The sequence below is a fragment of the Corynebacterium sp. MSK195 genome (assembly GCF_030228885.1).
Taxonomy (GTDB): Bacteria; Actinomycetota; Actinomycetes; order Mycobacteriales; family Mycobacteriaceae; genus Corynebacterium.
This window is the reverse complement of sequence record NZ_JASPGT010000001.1, coordinates 363,314-380,602: the sequence shown is the minus strand read 5'-3', so window position 1 is coordinate 380,602 and position 17,289 is coordinate 363,314. Positions and strand designations below refer to the sequence as shown.

At 58.8% G+C, this 17,289-nt stretch carries 17 protein-coding genes and 7 tRNA genes; 10 read left to right on the top strand and 14 right to left on the bottom strand.

What is annotated here, in order from left to right; all coding sequences use genetic code 11:
• Positions 1-136 precede the first annotated feature (136 nt).
• From QP909_RS01805 to QP909_RS01780, 6 genes are all read right to left on the bottom strand, one after another.
• Positions 137-212, bottom strand: a tRNA-Gly gene (locus QP909_RS01805).
• Between the two features lie 42 nt (positions 213-254).
• Positions 255-326 (bottom strand) — tRNA-Val (locus QP909_RS01800).
• 27 nt (positions 327-353) lie between these two features.
• A tRNA-Cys gene (locus tag QP909_RS01795) sits at positions 354-424 on the bottom strand.
• 30 nt (positions 425-454) lie between these two features.
• Positions 455-530: transfer RNA gene (locus tag QP909_RS01790), tRNA-Gly, on the bottom strand.
• A gap of 38 nt (positions 531-568) precedes the next feature.
• Positions 569-640: transfer RNA gene (locus QP909_RS01785), tRNA-Val, on the bottom strand.
• A gap of 47 nt (positions 641-687) precedes the next feature.
• Positions 688-763 (bottom strand) — tRNA-Gly (locus tag QP909_RS01780).
• Between the two features lie 261 nt (positions 764-1,024).
• On the opposite strand from QP909_RS01780, the gene QP909_RS01775 reads away from it, so the two are divergent.
• From QP909_RS01775 to msrB, 5 genes are all read left to right on the top strand, one after another.
• A tRNA-Val gene (locus QP909_RS01775) sits at positions 1,025-1,096 on the top strand.
• A 73-nt stretch (positions 1,097-1,169) separates the two neighbouring features.
• Complete coding sequence (locus tag QP909_RS01770; protein WP_284765920.1) at positions 1,170-2,072, top strand: DMT family transporter; 903 nt, start codon at positions 1,170-1,172, stop codon at positions 2,070-2,072.
• A gap of 72 nt (positions 2,073-2,144) precedes the next feature.
• Positions 2,145-2,831, top strand: coding sequence for a pyrimidine reductase family protein (locus QP909_RS01765; protein ID WP_284765919.1), 687 nt, complete (start codon positions 2,145-2,147; stop codon positions 2,829-2,831).
• An 18-nt stretch (positions 2,832-2,849) separates the two neighbouring features.
• A complete protein-coding gene (locus QP909_RS01760) occupies positions 2,850-4,001 on the top strand; it encodes a glycosyltransferase family 87 protein (protein WP_284765917.1) in 1,152 nt (383 codons plus the stop codon).
• 9 nt (positions 4,002-4,010) lie between these two features.
• Positions 4,011-4,433, top strand: coding sequence for a peptide-methionine (R)-S-oxide reductase MsrB (msrB, locus tag QP909_RS01755; protein WP_005328550.1), 423 nt, complete (start codon positions 4,011-4,013; stop codon positions 4,431-4,433).
• 110 nt (positions 4,434-4,543) lie between these two features.
• Here msrB and hemQ read toward each other — a convergent pair whose 3' ends face one another.
• On the bottom strand, positions 4,544-5,245 hold the full coding sequence (gene hemQ / locus QP909_RS01750; RefSeq protein ID WP_204608795.1) for a hydrogen peroxide-dependent heme synthase: 702 nt from the start codon (positions 5,243-5,245) through the stop codon (positions 4,544-4,546).
• 146 nt (positions 5,246-5,391) lie between these two features.
• Between hemQ and QP909_RS01745 the strand changes: the two genes are divergently transcribed.
• A complete protein-coding gene (locus QP909_RS01745) occupies positions 5,392-6,051 on the top strand; it encodes a DUF3000 domain-containing protein (protein ID WP_374048899.1) in 660 nt (219 codons plus the stop codon).
• Position 6,052: 1 nt separating this feature from the next.
• Positions 6,053-7,297 carry an HRDC domain-containing protein gene (locus tag QP909_RS01740; RefSeq protein WP_284765916.1) on the top strand — a complete coding sequence of 415 codons (1,245 nt, stop codon included), beginning with the start codon at positions 6,053-6,055 and terminating at the stop codon, positions 7,295-7,297.
• Positions 7,298-7,317: 20 nt separating this feature from the next.
• On the opposite strand, the gene dxs is transcribed toward QP909_RS01740, so the two are convergent.
• The 5 genes from dxs to dut form a co-directional block, all read right to left on the bottom strand.
• The gene (gene dxs, locus QP909_RS01735; RefSeq protein WP_284765915.1) at positions 7,318-9,243 is read right to left on the bottom strand and encodes a 1-deoxy-D-xylulose-5-phosphate synthase; all 1,926 of its coding nucleotides are present in this window, start codon (positions 9,241-9,243) and stop codon (positions 7,318-7,320) included.
• Between the two features lie 138 nt (positions 9,244-9,381).
• A complete protein-coding gene (locus QP909_RS01730; protein ID WP_284765914.1) occupies positions 9,382-10,605 on the bottom strand; it encodes a class I SAM-dependent RNA methyltransferase in 1,224 nt (407 codons plus the stop codon).
• Entirely contained in the window at positions 10,598-11,320 is a 723-nt protein-coding gene (locus QP909_RS01725; protein ID WP_502868552.1) for a DUF3159 domain-containing protein, read from the bottom strand. Before QP909_RS01725 ends, QP909_RS01730 begins: the two co-directional genes overlap by 8 nt.
• 17 nt (positions 11,321-11,337) lie before the next feature.
• Complete coding sequence (locus QP909_RS01720; protein WP_284765913.1) at positions 11,338-12,285, bottom strand: DUF3710 domain-containing protein; 948 nt, start codon at positions 12,283-12,285, stop codon at positions 11,338-11,340.
• Between the two features lie 48 nt (positions 12,286-12,333).
• Positions 12,334-12,807, bottom strand: coding sequence for a dUTP diphosphatase (gene dut, locus QP909_RS01715; protein WP_200435696.1), 474 nt, complete (start codon positions 12,805-12,807; stop codon positions 12,334-12,336).
• 64 nt (positions 12,808-12,871) lie between these two features.
• Here dut and QP909_RS01710 point away from each other — a divergent pair, with 64 nt between their 5' ends.
• Complete coding sequence (locus tag QP909_RS01710; protein WP_502868551.1) at positions 12,872-13,408, top strand: DUF3093 domain-containing protein; 537 nt, start codon at positions 12,872-12,874, stop codon at positions 13,406-13,408.
• A 112-nt stretch (positions 13,409-13,520) separates the two neighbouring features.
• Here the strand turns inward: QP909_RS01710 and QP909_RS01705 are convergent, their stop codons facing one another.
• The gene (locus tag QP909_RS01705; RefSeq protein ID WP_284765912.1) at positions 13,521-13,811 is read right to left on the bottom strand and encodes a DUF4193 domain-containing protein; all 291 of its coding nucleotides are present in this window, start codon (positions 13,809-13,811) and stop codon (positions 13,521-13,523) included.
• A gap of 111 nt (positions 13,812-13,922) precedes the next feature.
• On the bottom strand, positions 13,923-14,810 hold the full coding sequence (locus QP909_RS01700) for an inositol monophosphatase family protein (RefSeq protein ID WP_284765911.1): 888 nt from the start codon (positions 14,808-14,810) through the stop codon (positions 13,923-13,925).
• Here QP909_RS01700 and ppgK point away from each other — a divergent pair.
• Both ppgK and QP909_RS01690 read left to right on the top strand, forming a co-directional pair.
• Complete coding sequence (gene ppgK, locus QP909_RS01695; RefSeq protein ID WP_284765910.1) at positions 14,809-15,567, top strand: polyphosphate--glucose phosphotransferase; 759 nt, start codon at positions 14,809-14,811, stop codon at positions 15,565-15,567. The genes QP909_RS01700 and ppgK overlap by 2 nt on opposite strands.
• Before the next feature lie 134 nt (positions 15,568-15,701).
• Positions 15,702-17,225 carry an RNA polymerase sigma factor gene (locus QP909_RS01690; RefSeq protein WP_284765909.1) on the top strand — a complete coding sequence of 508 codons (1,524 nt, stop codon included), beginning with the start codon at positions 15,702-15,704 and terminating at the stop codon, positions 17,223-17,225.
• Positions 17,226-17,289 lie beyond the last annotated feature (64 nt).

Here is a 17,289-nt window from a genome sequence, read left to right as displayed (position 1 = left end):
CATGCGCTAAACCCCACCAACACAAAATGTCGTTTAGCCCGACACGCCGCAAAACAACACATTCTGTCGTTTAGGCCACTTGTGATCAGGCACATGCAGACATAGAAAAAGCCGCTCCATTTCTGGAGCGGCTATGTGGAGCGGATGACGAGACTCGAACTCGCGACCCTCACCTTGGCAAGGTGATGCGCTACCAACTGCGCTACATCCGCGTGGCAAACATAAGTTTGCCACGGGTTCTAAAAGGAACCCTGTGCGCGATACTGGGATTGAACCAGTGACCTCTTCCGTGTCAGGGAAGCGCTCTCCCACTGAGCTAATCGCGCTTAATGCCCGAAGGCATTAAGAAGTTGAGGTGGAAACGGGAATCGAACCCGTGTGCACGGTTTTGCAGACCGTTGCCTCACCACTCGGCCATTCCACCGTGGCGATACCGCCTCACACAATACAGTGCTGGAGCGGATGACGAGACTCGAACTCGCGACCCTCACCTTGGCAAGGTGATGCGCTACCAACTGCGCTACATCCGCATGCGAAACCAGGCCCGGTTTCTAGGACAAAGTCCTTGTGCGCGATACTGGGATTGAACCAGTGACCTCTTCCGTGTCAGGGAAGCGCTCTCCCACTGAGCTAATCGCGCGCTATTCATTTAGAATCACTCTTCACGGGCAAACCCTTAGAAAAGCGTGGAGCGGATGACGAGACTCGAACTCGCGACCCTCACCTTGGCAAGGTGATGCGCTACCAACTGCGCTACATCCGCATTGCCCCGCGAACTTTGTACCGTTGCGGTGCGAGAAGAAACATTATCGTGCTCCGCGTCAGTTTCCAAATCCCCAGCCCAGCGGCGTTCTTTCCGGCGCCGATTTTTACATTCGGGCCAACTAAATCTCACCGGTGTGATTCTCCAAGAGCATTGAACAGCAGGCCGCCTCCCTCTGATGTGCACCCTCCCTCTGATGTGCACCACTGCCCAGCCAATTAGGTGTTTGAATTTGGTGCGGTGTAGATTTAGCCACCGCAAGGTCCTATAGCTCAGTGGGAGAGCGTTCCGTTCACACCGGAAAGGTCACTGGTTCAATCCCAGTTAGGACCACAATTTCCCGCCCACCGCTCCACTCCATAGGGGCTTGGGCGGGTTTCTTTATATGCCTGTAAAGTGTCCCGACGTGTTGTGGATTCTCTTAGGCATTATCGCCGGACTCGTTCTGCCCGTTCAGACCCTGGTTAATACGCGCCTTCGCGCATCTACTGGCACGCCGTTTTCCTCTTCGCTCATCTCGTTTGCCGTGGGCACATTGACGTTGCTTGTCGTCGCGACAGCCGTCACCGGCGGCGAGTTTGGCATTTCCCGCGTCTTTGGGGAACCGCTGTGGATTTGGTTCGGTGGCCTGCTCGGCGTGGTTGCGCTTACTGGAAATATCCTGCTGTTTCCTCATCTGGGTGCGGTCCAGACCGTAGTTCTTCCCATCGCGGGTCAAATCATGATGGGCCTTGTCATCGACCACTTTGGGCTGTTTGACTCCCCCACTTCCCCACTTTCCCTGATTCGCGCTCTAGGGGCACTAGTTGTTCTCGGTGGAGTGATTTCTATCGTCGCTAGCCCCGGCGCGCCGACGAAGCAAGAAGACAGCGCTATGGCGTTGTGGCTTTGGCGCCTCGCCGGCTTTGTCTTTGGTTGCTTTACCGCATGCCAATCCGCCATCAACGGCCACCTGGGGCAGATCACCGGATCGCCCGTTAGTGCGGCTTTGGTGTCTTTTAGTATTGGCGTTTCCGCGCTCGTAATGCTCAATATTGTTTTGCGCTGGCGCCCTCGCATTGAGCGTCCCGAGGGTAAGGCTAATCCGTGGTGGATGTGGGCAGGCGGCGCCTTGGGAGCCATGTTTGTCTTTGGCAACGCGGCCTTAGTACCACAGATTGGCACTGGGCTTACTGTGGTGGCAACCCTTCTCGGTTCCATGGTGGGCTCCGTGCTCATTGATCGGATGCGGGGTGCGCGCGTCGCCATGCGCCAGGTAGCCGGCATTGCAGTGATCTTGGTTGGTGTAATACTCATCCGCTTGGTGTAAGCCCCACTCCTGTGGCTATGCCCGGTACTTTGCCGTGCTGGGTATCTGGTGCCTTGACTAGGCTGGGAAGACATGGATATCTCTTCGCTATTGGGCCCCGATTCCGGTGAAGTATTCACCGTCCGCACAAATATGGTCAGCACACTGACTGGATCGGCAACCATGAACCACGTTTCCGAAGACATGGGAAATGACACTGATGGGCAGCTTTTTGCTGCGCTACGTAACTGGGCAGACGTCGTGCTGGTGGGTGCGCAAACGGTGCGCGCGGAGGACTACTCCGGAGTAAAACCTAACGGGGATGGTTCGCGGCCGGCTCCGATTGCGGTGCCTTCCCGCAGCCTTGAGTTTGATGTCACCTCGGACTTCTTCACGGATTTTACTACCCCTCCCATCATCCTGGTCCCCCATAGCAGCAGGGACGATCAAGAGCTCGCAAAGCGCATCGCGACCATCGAATCCACAGGCGCGGAAATCTGCGATGCTGGCGAAGGAACCGTGCAGGATTACATTTCCGTCTTGCAGGACCGCGGGTTTAAGCGCGTGCTGTGCGAGGGCGGGCCAGGAATGATAGGGCAGCTGGTAGACATCGATGCCATCGACCAGATGTATTTGACCCTGGACCCACATCTATCTACCGGCGTGGAAACTCCCATGGCGACCTTTAAGGGCGAGCATTCCCATCGCCGCATGCAGTTAGAAAATGTCGCGGCTGATCAGGATGGCACGGTGTTTCTGCGGTATTCCCGCGCCCGCTAGGCCGTAGACTAAGGGGCCGTGAATTCCCGAATCAATGCCGCCGCCTGGCCCGTGGCCATCCTGCTTGTTGTGCATCGCGTTTTCATCATCGCGCGCAATGGCACGCCGACGGATGATTTCACCACCGTGTATAACGCTGTGATACGCATGGCCACTGGCCAGCCGGTCTATGAGCAGGCTTATAACCACGTTGACCCGCTGTACCTGTATACCCCGGGAGCCACGTTGCTGCTCGCACCACTAGCGCACATGGATTTTTCGTTGGCACGGGGACTATTCATCGTCGCCAACGCGGCTGCAATCGTGGCAGCGCTAGCGGTGCTCACCCTTACGGTGGGCCGCACACTTACTTCGGCAGTGTGGCCAGTATCTATCGCTTTGGCCTTTGTCACGGAATCGGTGACCAATACGCTCGCATTTACCAATATCAACGGCATTCTCTTGCTATGCATGGCCGTGTTCTTGTGGTCTTTCTTGCGCGCCGAGCGCACCCCATGGCTGGGCTGGGTGGCAGGCGTGGTCATTGGCTTGGCCATCGTCATTAAACCGCAATTTGCGCCGTTGCTCTTCCTGCCCTTGGTCAAGCTGCAATGGCGCAGTCTCGCGACTGGCATTGGCGTACCGGTAGTTCTCAACCTCCTAGCCTGGCCGCTGGTGCCGGGCGCTAGCGGCTTTGTGGATAACCTCCTGCCCTACCTCTCAGAAACCCGTGACTATGCCAATTCTTCCTGGGCAGGCTTCCGCGCCTACGTTGACTTTGGCGCGGGACTGTATTGGACCGTGTGGTTGATATTTGCCGCGCTTTCGGCCGCAGCGATTCTCGGACTTTTGCGCTGGCGCAACTCCGACCCGACCTTGTGGGCACTGACGACTAGCGGGGCGATCATGGTGGGTATCTTCTTCCTGTCTTCCCTTGGCCAGCAGTATTACTCCATGTGGCTATTCCCATTGATGTTTACCGTTGTACTCAAGCGTTCGGTTTTCCATTCCGCGGGCGCGTGGTTTGCGGCCTTTTTCTATTTGGCTCCCGTTTCTTGGGCGTCTACAGCGCACCCGGATGCTGGTCGCTGGATGAATTTTTTCACGGCAACGGTGGGATGGGCGCTGCTTATCGTCGCAATTTTCGCTACGGTCGCCGGCTGGTGGCGTGCCGCGCGCAGCACGGTTTAGACTCGGCCCATGACCGATTTCAAGCTCATTGCCGATACCGAATGGCGCCAGCGCTTAAGCCCCGAGGAATACTACGTCCTGCGCGAGGCCGGCACCGAGCCGCCCCACGTAGGCGAGTACACCAATACCACCACCGAGGGGGTCTATTCTTGCCGCGCGTGTGGAACCGAGCTTTTCCGCTCTACGGAAAAGTTTGAGTCCCACTGCGGCTGGCCATCCTTCTTCTCCCCACTCGCAGGGGACAAAATCATTGAGCGCGAAGACAATTCGCTCGGCATGCGCCGCGTAGAAGTTCTGTGCGCCAACTGCGAGTCTCACCTGGGGCACGTCTTTGAAGGCGAGGGCTACGATACCCCCACCGACTTGCGCTATTGCATCAACTCCATCTGCCTGGACTTGGAGGAAAAGCCGGTAGAAGGTGGCACCGCCTAAGGTGGCATGCACAAGAAAGAGCGCCCCGTCGGCAGCCTAACTTGCAGGCTAGTGACAGGGCGCAACAAAGGGACGTCGCCAAGCAGGGTTACTGCTAGGCGGCGTTTCTTTTAGGGCAGTACTGCGATGAGCTCTGCTACGTCCTTGACGCGGCGGCCGGTGTGGAAGGGAATCTCCTCGCGCACGTGGTGGCGGGCCTCGGTGTAGCGCATCAGGTACATCAGGTCGACGATGCGGTGGAGCTCATCCGCCTCGAAGGCCAAAATCCACTCATAGTCACCCAGGGCAAAGGCTGGGACGGTATTTGCACGCACATCCGGGTAGTCGCGCGCCTGCATACCGTGCTCCATGAGGATGCGGCGGCGCTTTTCATCGTCCATGGTGTACCAGTCATAAGAGCGCACGAAGGGGTATACCGAGATCCACTCCTTGGGCTCCTCGCCCATGATGAAGGAGGGCAGGTGGGACTTATTGAACTCTGCTGGACGGTGCAAGGCATTGCCTACCCAGGTCACTTCGCTGACTTGGCCCAGGGTGGTCTCGCGGCGGAAGTCCCCGAAGACCTTTTGCAGGTCAGAGAATTCCTCGGCGTGCCACCAGATCATGAAGTCGGCGGAATCACGCATAGCCGTGAGGTCGTAAATGCCGCGCACGGTTACCTTTCCGGCCTTTTCCACGCCGGCAAAGAACTCCTGAGCTTGGGCGATGATCTCCGCTCGCTCGGTGCCGAGCGCGCCCGGGATCACCTTAAAAACTGCGTGCTGGGAATATTGCTGAACCGCGTTGAGTTCCTTGTAGTCAAGCTTCGCCATTGCGTTCTCCTTTGCAGAAGCCTTTGGGTAAACGAACATATCCATCATAAGTTGGATATGAAACCTTGTCACTTTCCGGCCACGAGGAGGACGACACGCCCACGCATCGGCGCGCCTCCCCCAGCTAGAGGCCGCGAAACTATAGCTTGAACGTCGTGAGCAATTCCGAATCGACCACCCCACGCAGCACCGAGGCCTCCGCCCCCACCCCTTTGCACGGGCAGGCGGAAACCCACGAGCCAGCTACCCCCGCCGCTTTCACCCAAGCAGTGGAGTCCATGCACGCGGCCGACCTGCGCCCTGAGATCACCCTAGGCTCCATTCGCCCACCGCAACGCCTTGCGCCGTTTAGCCACGCAATCGGCCTCGAGGTGGGAAACGAAGATGACCCGGACATCGTGCCCACCGATGCAGAGGGCGACGCCTTTGGTCGCCTCATCCTGCTCCACGATCCGGGCGCTGAGGAAGCTTGGGAGGGTGCCATGCGCCTTGTGGCCTATATCCAGGCGGATATGGACGACGCCGTAGCTGGCGACCCACTCTTGCCCGATGTGGCGTGGCAATGGCTCAACGAAGGCTTGGAAAAGGAAGGTGCCAACCACACCAATTTGGGCGGCACCGTCACCTCCACCGCCTCCGTGCGTTTTGGCGAGATTGGCGGCCCACCGCGCGCCTACCAGATTGAAATGCGCGCTTCGTGGACTGCCGAAGGCCTCGATCTAGCACCCCACGTGCAGGCCTTTGCCCAGGTATTGGCCAACGTTGCCGGACTACCCCCTGAGGGCGTCACCGAGCTCGGCCGCTAATATGCCAGAATTGCGCAGCCGGCCGCTCGAGGGCATCCCGCCGGTGCTTGCTACCCCGGAGGAATTCACCGCGGCCGCAGCCCGCCTCGCCGCGGGTACGGGCCCCTTTGCCATCGATACCGAGCGCGCCTCCGGCTATCGCTACGATGATCGCGCCTTCGTAGTGCAAATTCGCCGCCGCGGCGCGGGCACGATGCTTTTTGCCCCTGAAGGCCACCGCGAGGAGCTTACGGCCGCCCTTGCCCCAGTGCTCAACGGCGCCGAGTGGATTATTCACGCCGCCCATTCGGATTTGCCTTGTCTCGGGTGGCTCGGTCTCTTTCCCGGCTCCATCTTTGACACGGAACTGGCGGCACGGCTCGCGGGATTTGAACGGCCCAATCTGGGCACTATGGTCACAGAGCTTTTTGACGTCGAATTGGAAAAGGGCTACGGCGACGCCGACTGGTCCACCCCGCAGCTCAGCGAGGAACTCAAGGCTTACGCCGCGCTCGATGTGGAACTGCTTCTCGAGCTAGCCGACGCCCTGCGCGATATTTTGGCCGAACAAGACAAGATGGACTGGGCTTTAGAAGAATTTTCCGCCATAGTCCAGGAACATTCCGGAGACTTCGCTCCCCAGCCGCACACGTGGCGCGATCTGAGGGGCATCTCCAGTTTGCGCAGCGGCAGTCAGCTCGCTGCTGCTCGAGCGCTGTGGGCCAAGCGCGACGCTATCGCTCGGCGCACGGACACTGCGCCCGGCCGGGTATTAGCAAATAGGACGCTGGTAGAAATTGCGCGCACCCTTCCCACCACCGCCCGCGATCTTGCCCGAGTCAAGGGATTTCCCCGCCGGCGCAAGGGCGCCACCGCCCAGTGGATGGCTGTACTTCACCAGGCCCGCGCCGTTCCCCCGCAGCAGCGGCCTCGCGTCCATCGCGCCCCACAACCGGTTCCTTCCAAAACCATCTGGGCCAAGGACTACCCGGACCTATGGGAGATTTACCAAACTATCCGCGCGGACATCGCCGATCTCGCCACGGAACTCGGTATGCCATCCGAACTCCTTATCCGCCCTGCCGCTGTGCGTGCAGCAGTATGGGCGAAGGTAGGTGTGCGCGCCGATAAGCGCCACCGCGGACCTGATTCTGTCGCTGGCGCCATCCGGCAGCCAGGCGACGTCGCTGCGTATCTCCGCGCGGAGGGCGCGCGCGAATGGCAAATAGAAATGACCGCCCCGATTATCGTGGACGGTCTTTTCTAGGAATATTTAGCAGGCTAGGTTTAGTTCTCTTCTCCTCGCGCGTTGGCATCAGCAGTGAGATTTTCTAGCCACTCGCTTATTGACGCCGCCATAAGCTCAGGCGTCAACCCGAACTCTTCCAAAACCTCGCCGCGGGAGCCGTGCTTAGGGAAATAACCCGGAACGCCGAGTCGGCGCACAGGAGTATCGACCTCGGCTGCGCTGAGGGTCTCCGAAATCATGGAGCCAATACCGCCGCGTACAAGGCCGTCTTCTGCCGTAACCACCAAGTCGTGGTCAGCGGCGAGAGCCACCACAGAGCTTGCCACCGGCGCTACCCAACGCGGGTCAACAACGGTAACGTTCACGCCCTGCTCGTCCAGCAGCTTCGCAGCCTCGATACTGCGCGCGGACATGGCCCCGATAGAAACAATGAGTACCTCAGGGGTGTCCTCCCCGGCATCAGCTTCGCCATAGTGCAGGATGTCTACGCCATCGCCCAAGGTATCCACCGCTTCCATATCCGGCAGCAGATTGCCCTTAGGGAAGCGGACCACGGACGGGCCAGATTCAATCTCTAGCGACTCCCGGAAGAGCTCCCGCAGGCGCGCGCCATCGCGCGGGGCGGCAATATGCATTCCTGGCACAATGCTCATGAGCGCCATATCCCACACGCCATTGTGCGAAGCGCCATCGGAACCGGTAACCCCAGAGCGGTCAAGCACGATGGTTACCGGCAGCTTTAGCAGCGCAATATCCATAATGACCTGATCCACAGCGCGGTTTAAGAAAGTGGAATACACCGCCACGACGGGGTGCATCCCGCCAAGCGCCAGACCAGAGGCAGAGGTCATTGCGTGCTGCTCGGCAATTCCCACATCAAAGAATCGCTCTGGGAAGCGCTCTTGAAAGGGAGCGAGCCCAGTAGGACCGGCCATAGCAGCGGTAATGGCCACGATGTCATCGCGCTTTTCGGCAGCGGCTAACAGCTCCTCTGAAAAGGCAGCCGTCCACCCAGGTTGCTTGGTGCCCTTAGCCACGCCGGTGACCGGATCGATAGCACCGGTGGAGTGCATCTGGTCCTTCGGCTCATTGACAGCCGGGGCAAATCCGTGGCCCTTTTCGGTAACCACGTGCACGATGATGGGTCCGTCATAATCGCGGGCATAAGTCAGGGCATGCACCAAACTATCGATATCGTGGCCATTGATGGGGCCGATGTACTTCATGCCCAGTTCCGGGAACATCTCGGTAGGCAAGACGGTGGACTTGACACCCTCTTTCATGGCGTGCAAGGCATCAAAGGCCCGCTCGCCTACCCATCCCATTTGCTTCAGGCGACGCTTGCCCTGTTCCATGAGCTCGTCATAACCGTGCTGGGAGCGGATGCGGCCAAGATTCTCAGAGATTCCACCGATGGTGGGCGAATAGCTACGGCCGTTGTCATTGACAACGATGACCGCATTGCGCCCTTTATCCTCCGAGATATTGTTTAACGCCTCCCAGCACATGCCGCCGGTGAGGGCGCCATCACCGACAACACCGATGACATTGCGGTGACCGTTGCCGCGAATCTTGAAGGCCTTTGACAAGCCATCGACCGTAGACAGCGACGCCGAAGCGTGGGAGGACTCGGTCCAGTCATGCTCGGACTCGCCGCGGTCCGTATACCCCGAAAGGCCATCCTTTTGCCGCAAGGTATCGAATTGATCCGTGCGCCCAGTCAACATCTTATGCACATAGGACTGGTGCGAAGTGTCAAAAATAATCGGCTCGCGCGGAGAATCAAATACGCGGTGCAACGCAATGGTCAATTCCACCACGCCCAAGTTAGGCCCCAGATGTCCGCCCGTGACGGAGACCTTGTCAATGAGGCGCTGCCGAATCTCTGCCGCCAGCTCCTCAAGCTTGTCTGCAGACAGTGCCTTGAGGTCCTGCGGCGAGTTAATGGTATCCAAGATAGTCATGGAGCGGCCTTCAACTCCTTCTGTGCTTAGTTCTTCTTTTCTACCGTACCCGCGGCGGGCGGTGAATATTATATCGGTCAATATTCCGAGAACGGCGCGGCGCCGTGCCGCACCCCGCCTCGGAGCCATAAAGACTCATCAGGCAGGGGTAATGAGAGCAATCGTTTCAAAGTGGTGCGTTCCAGGGAACGCGTTAATGAGTGCCATCTTTTCTATTCCGTATCCGTGCTGGTTCCAGTATCCCATGTCGCGCGCGAAGGTGGCGGGGTCACATCCCACGTGAACGACCGCCTGGGGTGCAGCGGCCGCCACGGAACGAATCACGTCCTCCCCTGCTCCGGTGCGCGGCGGATCAAGGACTACAGCGCCGGGCTTGGGAAGCTGTGCGGCAACGTGCTCCACCTTCGCGGACTTTATTTCCACCTCGCAGTCCGCCAGACCGGCCTGTTCCCCCGCTGTAGCCGCCGGTGAGTAGTCCACGGAGATAACCTTGCCCTGCACGGCATGGGCCAGTGCGGGAACGAATAGGCCAACGCCACCGTAGAGATCCCAGGCGGTGTGCTCTTGGTACTCGCGGCCCCCGAGCCACTCCGCTATCAGATCGGTATACGCGGCCGGTGCGTGGCTGTGTGCCTGCCAGAAGGCGGTAGCAGGAAAGCTAAACGTCCGCCCGTCGACATGCTCGTGCACCTTGCCGCTGCCTTCTACCACCTCACGGATGGTCTCCACGCGGCGCCCGCGCGGGGCCTTGCGGGTTTCCACCACGTGGCGGTTGCCCTCGCCATCGAGAACGGCGATGACCTCAGCACCTGGGGTAAACCGGCGCGCGCCCTCTCCAACGAGCCCCTCTGCCAATCCCGGAGCCAGCTGCGTACACGCAGTTTCCGTAATGAGTTCATTGGACCGACGCTGACGGGTTCCGGCGCGCCCTTGCTTATCGACGCCCCACCTCACCCGCGTGCGCCATCCCCGAACCGGCTCTAGGGTGTGCTGCTCAATGTTCAGTTCCTCGCCGGTGACAACGCCGGTGCGGCGCAGCTGCTCCGACAAGATCTCTGCCTTGATTCCTGTTTCGGCCGCGGGATCCAGCTCGGCGAAATCACAGCAGCCTGCTCCTTGCGCGGCTGCAGGACAAGACGATGGAACGCGCAACGACCCAGGACTTAGTACACTTTCCAGCTCTGCCTTAATGAACGACTTCTTTACACGGCCGGCTGTAGCTTTTACGACGTCGCCGGGAAAAGCGCGAGGAACGAATACCACTCGCCCATCCGGCGCCTGGCCAATTCCTTCCCCGCCGTGCGCCATGCGGTCAATGGTGACCTCAAGACTATCGCCGCGGCTCATCGTTGATTCAGTCATCTTCTGCCTCAGACTTTGGTTCTCGTTCTGCGTTAGTGTGCTCACCTGCGCCCGCCGCTGCGTCAACGGCTGCATCCGCGCGGCGCACCATCCACACGGTCAGCGCCGTAACTAGAAGCGTCAATGGCCACCCCATCAAGATTCGGGTCACCCCTAAGGCCGTGGTTGCATCCGCATCATAAATGGCGCGCTGAACAACAAAACGGGCCAGGAAGATAACCGCCCACCCACCAGTAGCGATGGCATAGGCCCGGCGCGCCTGGGCAACCTTTTGCCACTGCATTTCCTCGCCATTAATCCCCTTCCAAATGACACCCACAGCGGGCCACCGAAAGAGGATTGATAGTACCGCGGCAATACACAGCGCCAACGACATCCAAATGCCGTACAAGAAATACCCTTTGGCATCACCGGTAAACCAGGCGATGGCTGCACAAAGGGCCACTCCCAGCAGACCCGATATGGCTGGCTGCAGGGTCTCTTTACGGATTACCCTCCAGAGTGCAATAACAACGGCCACGCCGAGCGCCGCCGCCAAGGCTGGTCCCAGCCCAAAGAAGTTATTGACAGGAATCAGCACAATGACCGGCAAGGTGGCCGAGATGAGCCCTGACAAGCCTCCCATTTGCTCCAGCAGGGTGGGTTCGGCAGCAGACTCCTCAGAGTCCAGGTTCTTAGCGTCCGGGGAAGGTTGCGGCGAGGAAGAATGTGTCACGTGATTTACTGCTTTGCCTAGTTCTTGGAATTAGGTGCAGAGCCCTCATCGGGATTCTGCGGGGACGATCCATTCTCACCCTGGTGTGGGGTACCGCCCAAATCGCGCAAGTGTTGCTCCGCCTCTGCTTCTGCCGCAGGATCAGGGCCGCCCACTCCGTTTTCTGGGTGGTTTTGAGCATTAGCGGCTGCCTGCTGTTCTTGCTGGCGCTGGTCCATAGCCTGCTTGACCTGCTCTACGAGCTGCTCAGGCATGATGACCGGCAAAGCATTTCCCGCCAAGATGGGGTCTTCCCCGCGGTAGACGAAGGTCCGGGCGGCAACCTCGCGGGCCATGTCAGCGAGGTCGGCTTCCATACCGGCCGGCGCGGCCAGGGTCATGCGCAGCATCCAGCGCGGACCATCTGCGCCGATGACGCGGACCTGGCCGTTGTCGTTCTTGCCCACGACTTCGGCACCCCAAGGCCCTGGCTCGGTAGTTACGGTAAGGCCGTCGCGGCTCATGCCCTCCTTAATTTCCTCCACGGATTCTGCCCACTGGCCTGGCTTACGTGGGGCAGCAAAGGCTACTGGAGTAATTCGGCCTACCTTGGTCACGATGTGCAGCATTCGTGGGCCTTGTTCACCCATCTCCACCTGTACCTGGGATTCTTTTGGCAGTGGGATTCGCAGGGACCCCAGATCTAATACGCCAATGGAAAAGTCGCTGAAATCGAAGGTCTCGATATCGACGGAGTCGCCATCAAAGGGGCCGGTCTGGCCATTGATGGCATCATGAGCGAATTCGCGAGGTTCATTGCCAGAAGCCGCCGCGGCATCTGCTGCGGTGTCGCCTACTGGAGCATAAGTCTCCTGCGCCTCCGCATCCGCGGAAGTGGGGTCCGCCGGCTTTTCACTTTGTGCTGCAGGCTTGTCCTGAGCCTTCTTTTCTTCGTCGTTCTTCTTGCCAAAGGGCCAGATTCCCATGAGTGCTACGTCCTTTCTAAAAGTTTCGTTGAGTCTCTACTGCTTTAACTACACACCGGTAGAGCCATAGCCACCGGCTCCGCGGACAGTGTCATCCAATTCTTCAACCTCAGCAAACCCCACCAGCTCTACGCGCTGGACCACGAGCTGAGCGATGCGCATTCCGCGTTCGATCTCAATGGGAGTGTGCCGGTCGTGGTTGATGAGGCAGACCTTGATCTCCCCGCGGTAATCGGCATCTACCGTGCCCGGGGTATTGACAATGGAAAGCCCTTGCTTGGCGGCTAGTCCGGAGCGCGGGTGAATTAAGCCGACCGTTCCTAGCGGCAGCGCAATGGCAATCCCGGTGCCGACGAGGGCGCGCTCGCCGGGTTGCAGGGTAAGAGCTTCGGCTGCGTAGAGGTCTGCACCGGCGTCACCACGGTGGGCACGGTGCGGTAGTGGAAGCTCCTTATCCAGGCGCTTGACTTTAACGTCCCCAAAGGGGCTTTCTGGCTGAGAATGCGGAATCGAGTCAGTCACCTGGCCAATCCTACCTGCCTTGGGAGGTTCATTCTGCGGCACGTGTGGTCTAGACTGACTAGACGTGTCTGATACATCTGCTACTTCCGCAACTCCGGCACCGTCAAGCGCCGCTTCGGCACAGGGCACGGTGGCCCCTCAGGTGCTCTACCGCGAACGCCAATGGGTCCCTTGGTACTTTTGGCTTTTTGCAGCCGCCATCGTGGGGCTTACTTCCGCTACCGCTGGCCTTAACCGCTCCATGTGGTGGACCATTATTCCCGCGATCCTCCTTGGTGCTATCGCCGTATGGGTACTTATTACCTGGTCCAATACAGTCATCAAGGTAGAGCGGGACCCGGATGGAACGCGTTGGCTCACGGTCAAAGATGCCCAATTGCCTAACGACGTCGTGTCGCGGTCTATCACCGTTCCCAAATCTGCGCGGCGCAACGCGCTGGGGCCGCAGTTCGATCCCGCGGCGTTTTTGGTTTCCCACGCTTGGGTGGATGAGCACGCCATGATGGTGCTCGATGATCCAGAAGATGATACTCCTTATTGGCTCATCGCCTCGAAGGATCCGGAGGCCTTGCTCCACGCCTTTGTTCCGGAGCAGCAGTAATCTTTAATGACTTTGCACACCACCAAAATTTTGGTGGTTGCTACAGCAAACCCCGCACTCGGCACGTAGAAGGTTGCCAAGTGCGGGGTTTCGTTTCTGCTGCGTATTCCTTTTAGGCGCAATCCTTGCAGATTGGCTGGCCGTCCTCTTCGTGGGAGTAACGCTTATTGGACTGCACTAGGAAACACGAACCGCAGGTAAACTCATTTTCCTGACGTGGAACTACCTCAACATTAAGCTCCTCGCCCGTGAGGTCTACTGTTGGCGGCTGGAAGGCTTCGACGATTTCTCCGTCATCGTCCATGCCGTTGTTATCGCTCTCAGCGGCCTTGAGTCCTTCTAAGGAATCAGTTTCGAGTTCATCTTCCGCGCGCCGGCGCGGTGCGTCATAATCGGTGGCCATAATGCACGCCCCTAATGGTCAAGTTGCTCTAAGGAATGGTATTTATCGATCGCGCATAGTAAAGCACAAATGGCTAGATGTCATATCACCGCTCGCCGGCGCGGGAAACTATTACCCCCGCAGCACGTCCGTGACCCTGTGCGCTGCTAAAAGCTCTTCGAATGCGGGGGCCAAATCTGCCCCCGCGGCCCAGGTAAGTTCACCGTCAGCGGAGCCTTTATCAAAGCCTGGATGGCGCACCACCGCACCTGCCTCGCGAGCAATGATTGCCCCGGCAGCGAAGTCCCACGCATTGATGCCGTGCTCAAAATAGGCGTCAACGGTTCCCTCTGCCACCCTGCATAGGTCGAGCGCGGCAGCGCCGATGCGGCGAATATCACGTACATTAGGCAGGAGCTTGGTGAGGAGCTCGGCTTGGGCTGCTCGCCGGTCAGCTTCGTATCCAAAGCCGGTGGCTACCAAGGCCAACGCAGGAGCTTGTGTCTGGTTGCACCGCAGTGCGTGCTCAATTCCGTCTGGTCCGGTGACCGTGGCGCCCTGCCCGGCTGCGGCCGCATAGGTGCGCCCGCGCGCCACGTTGACCACCGCGCCAGCGACGAGGTGACCTTGGTATTCCGCACCAATGGATACGGCGTAGTCCGGCACCCCGTAGAGGAAATTCACGGTGCCGTCAATCGGATCGACAATCCAGGTAACGCCACTGGTCGATTCCACATTGGCGCCTTCTTCGCCAAAAATTCCATCCCCGGGGCGCTGGGTGCGAATGGTGGTGGCAATGAACTCCTCTGTCGCGGTATCGACCTCCGTTACTGGATCTACGTCGCTGGACTTGGTGTGGGTATGCGCCGCGATGCCGTCACCTGCGACTAGTTCTGCGCGCCGCGCAGTAATTAATTCCGCAGCCCGGGTGGCGGTAGAAACGGCAAAATCCCGCAATTGGCAAAAATCGATCTGCTCAGTCATGCCAACTATTGTGCCTTCTTCTAGACTGTCGGGCATGACTACTCTTTCTGGCCATTCCTTTGGCATCGATATCGGCGGCTCCGGCATTAAAGGCGCTGAGGTGGACCTTGCCACCGGCGAATTCGTGGGCGAGCGTATGAAGATCGCCACCCCACAGCCATCTACCCCGCATGATGTTGCCAAGGTAGTAACTCAAATCGTGCAGGAAAAGCAGTGGGACGGCCCCGTTGGCATCACCCTGCCTTCCGTGGTTCGCAACCAAGAAGTCGAGACTGCGGCAAATATTTCCAAGGATTGGATTGGCGTCAACGCCACAGAACTCTTTGCGGACTACCTGGATTCGGATTTTGCCGTGCTTAACGACGCCGACGCGGCGGGACTAGCCGAGGTTGCCTACGGAGAGGACATCGCCAAGCAAGGCTCCGTAATCTTCCTAACCCTGGGCACCGGTATCGGTTCGGCCTTCTTCCTCGACGGCCAGTTGTTCCCCAATACCGAACTGGGGCACCTGATGGTGGGCGATGACGAGGCTGAGAAAATTGCGTCCTCGGCCGTGAAGGACCGCGAGGAACTCAAGTACAAGCAGTGGACTAAACGACTCAACAAGGTCCTCGCGGAATATGAAAAGCTTTTTAACCCGCAGGCCTTCCTCATCGGGGGTGGGATTTCCCGTAAGTTTGAAAAGTGGGGCCCACACCTTGATATTGAAACCCCCGTCATGCCTGCACAACTGCGCAATCGCGCAGGAATTGTCGGAGCTGCGATGGCGGCGGTAGACGGTTTGAAACCGTAGTGTTTACGCACTGCAGGTGACCCTATCCACCGGCAGATTGGAAAGATCCTCTATACTGGGCGGTCGATCCTAAGTTAAATAGCTCTAGGGCGTGTCTGGCCTGCATAAGGCCACAACGCGCTAACATCACACTGATGCACGAGCGTCCGAGTAGGGCGCACAGAGCTGTTTCAATCAAGAAGTTAGTCGAAAGGGCGTACGTGGCAGCCACTGAATCTTCAGACCAGGCACTCGGCGAGGGCGAAAACGCCGCTGAGGCATCTACTCCTGCAAAGAAGACCGCCAAGAAGACGGCAAAGAAAACCGCGAAAAAGACGGCTAAGAAGACGGCCAAAAAGACCGCTAAGAAAACAGCCAAGAAGACTGCAAAGAAGACCGCCAAAAAGTCGGCCAAGAAGACCACTAAGAAGTCTGCCAAAAAGGCCACTAAGAAGACGGTCCGCAAATCCGCGGCAAAGAAGCAGGAATCCCCAGCCGAGTCTGACAAGCAGGCACAGCCGGAAGCAGAAGAGGAGCTCGAGGAGGACGAGCACGACGAAGACGTCGACTTTGATCCCACCAATGCGGACATCGAAGACGATGATGACTTCGACGCCGGCGAAGACCTCGAAGAAGACTTGGACGACGACGATGAGGAAGAAGAGGAAGACTCCTCTTCCGTCTGGGATGAGGAAGAGTCCGCTGCGCTGCGTCAGGCACGTAAGGATGCGCAGCTAACCGCCTCTGCTGACTCCGTCCGTGCCTACCTCAAGCAGATTGGTAAGGTCGCCCTACTCAACGCCGAGCAAGAGGTTTCCCTAGCCAAGCGCATCGAGGCTGGCCTGTACGCACAGCACCGCATGGATGAGATGGAGAAGGCCCGCGCCGAAGGCGATAAAGCTGCCAAGCTCTCCCCCATGGAAAAGCGCGACCTGCGCAGTATCGCCCGCGATGGCCGCAAGGCCAAGAACCACCTGCTGGAGGCCAACCTGCGTCTGGTGGTTTCCTTGGCCAAGCGCTACACCGGCCGTGGCATGGCTTTCTTGGACCTCATTCAGGAAGGAAACTTGGGTCTTATCCGCGCGGTGGAGAAGTTCGATTACACCAAGGGCTATAAGTTCTCCACTTACGCCACCTGGTGGATCCGCCAGGCCATTACCCGTGCCATGGCTGACCAGGCTCGTACCATCCGCATCCCAGTTCACATGGTGGAAGTCATCAACAAGCTGGGCCGCATCCAGCGCGAGCTCTTGCAGGACTTGGGCCGCGAGCCTACCCCGCAGGAGCTGGCGAAGGAGATGGATATCACCGAGGAAAAGGTGCTCGAAATCCAGCAGTACGCCCGCGAGCCTATTTCCTTGGATCAGACCATCGGTGACGAAGGCGATTCCCAGTTGGGTGACTTCATCGAGGACTCCGAGGCCGTCATTGCGGTCGACGCCGTATCTTTCACCCTGCTGCAGGATCAGCTCCAAGACGTGCTGACTACGCTGTCCGAGCGTGAAGCCGGCGTGGTTCGCCTCCGCTTTGGCTTGACCGACGGTATGCCGCGCACTTTAGACGAGATTGGCCAGGTCTACGGAGTTACCCGCGAGCGCATTCGCCAGATCGAGTCCAAGACGATGTCGAAGCTGCGCCACCCCTCTCGTTCGCAGGTTCTGCGCGATTACCTCGACTAATCGCTGCAGCTGCAGGAGCGCAGAAAGCCCGCACCAATTTATTTCGGTGCGGGCTTTCTGCGTA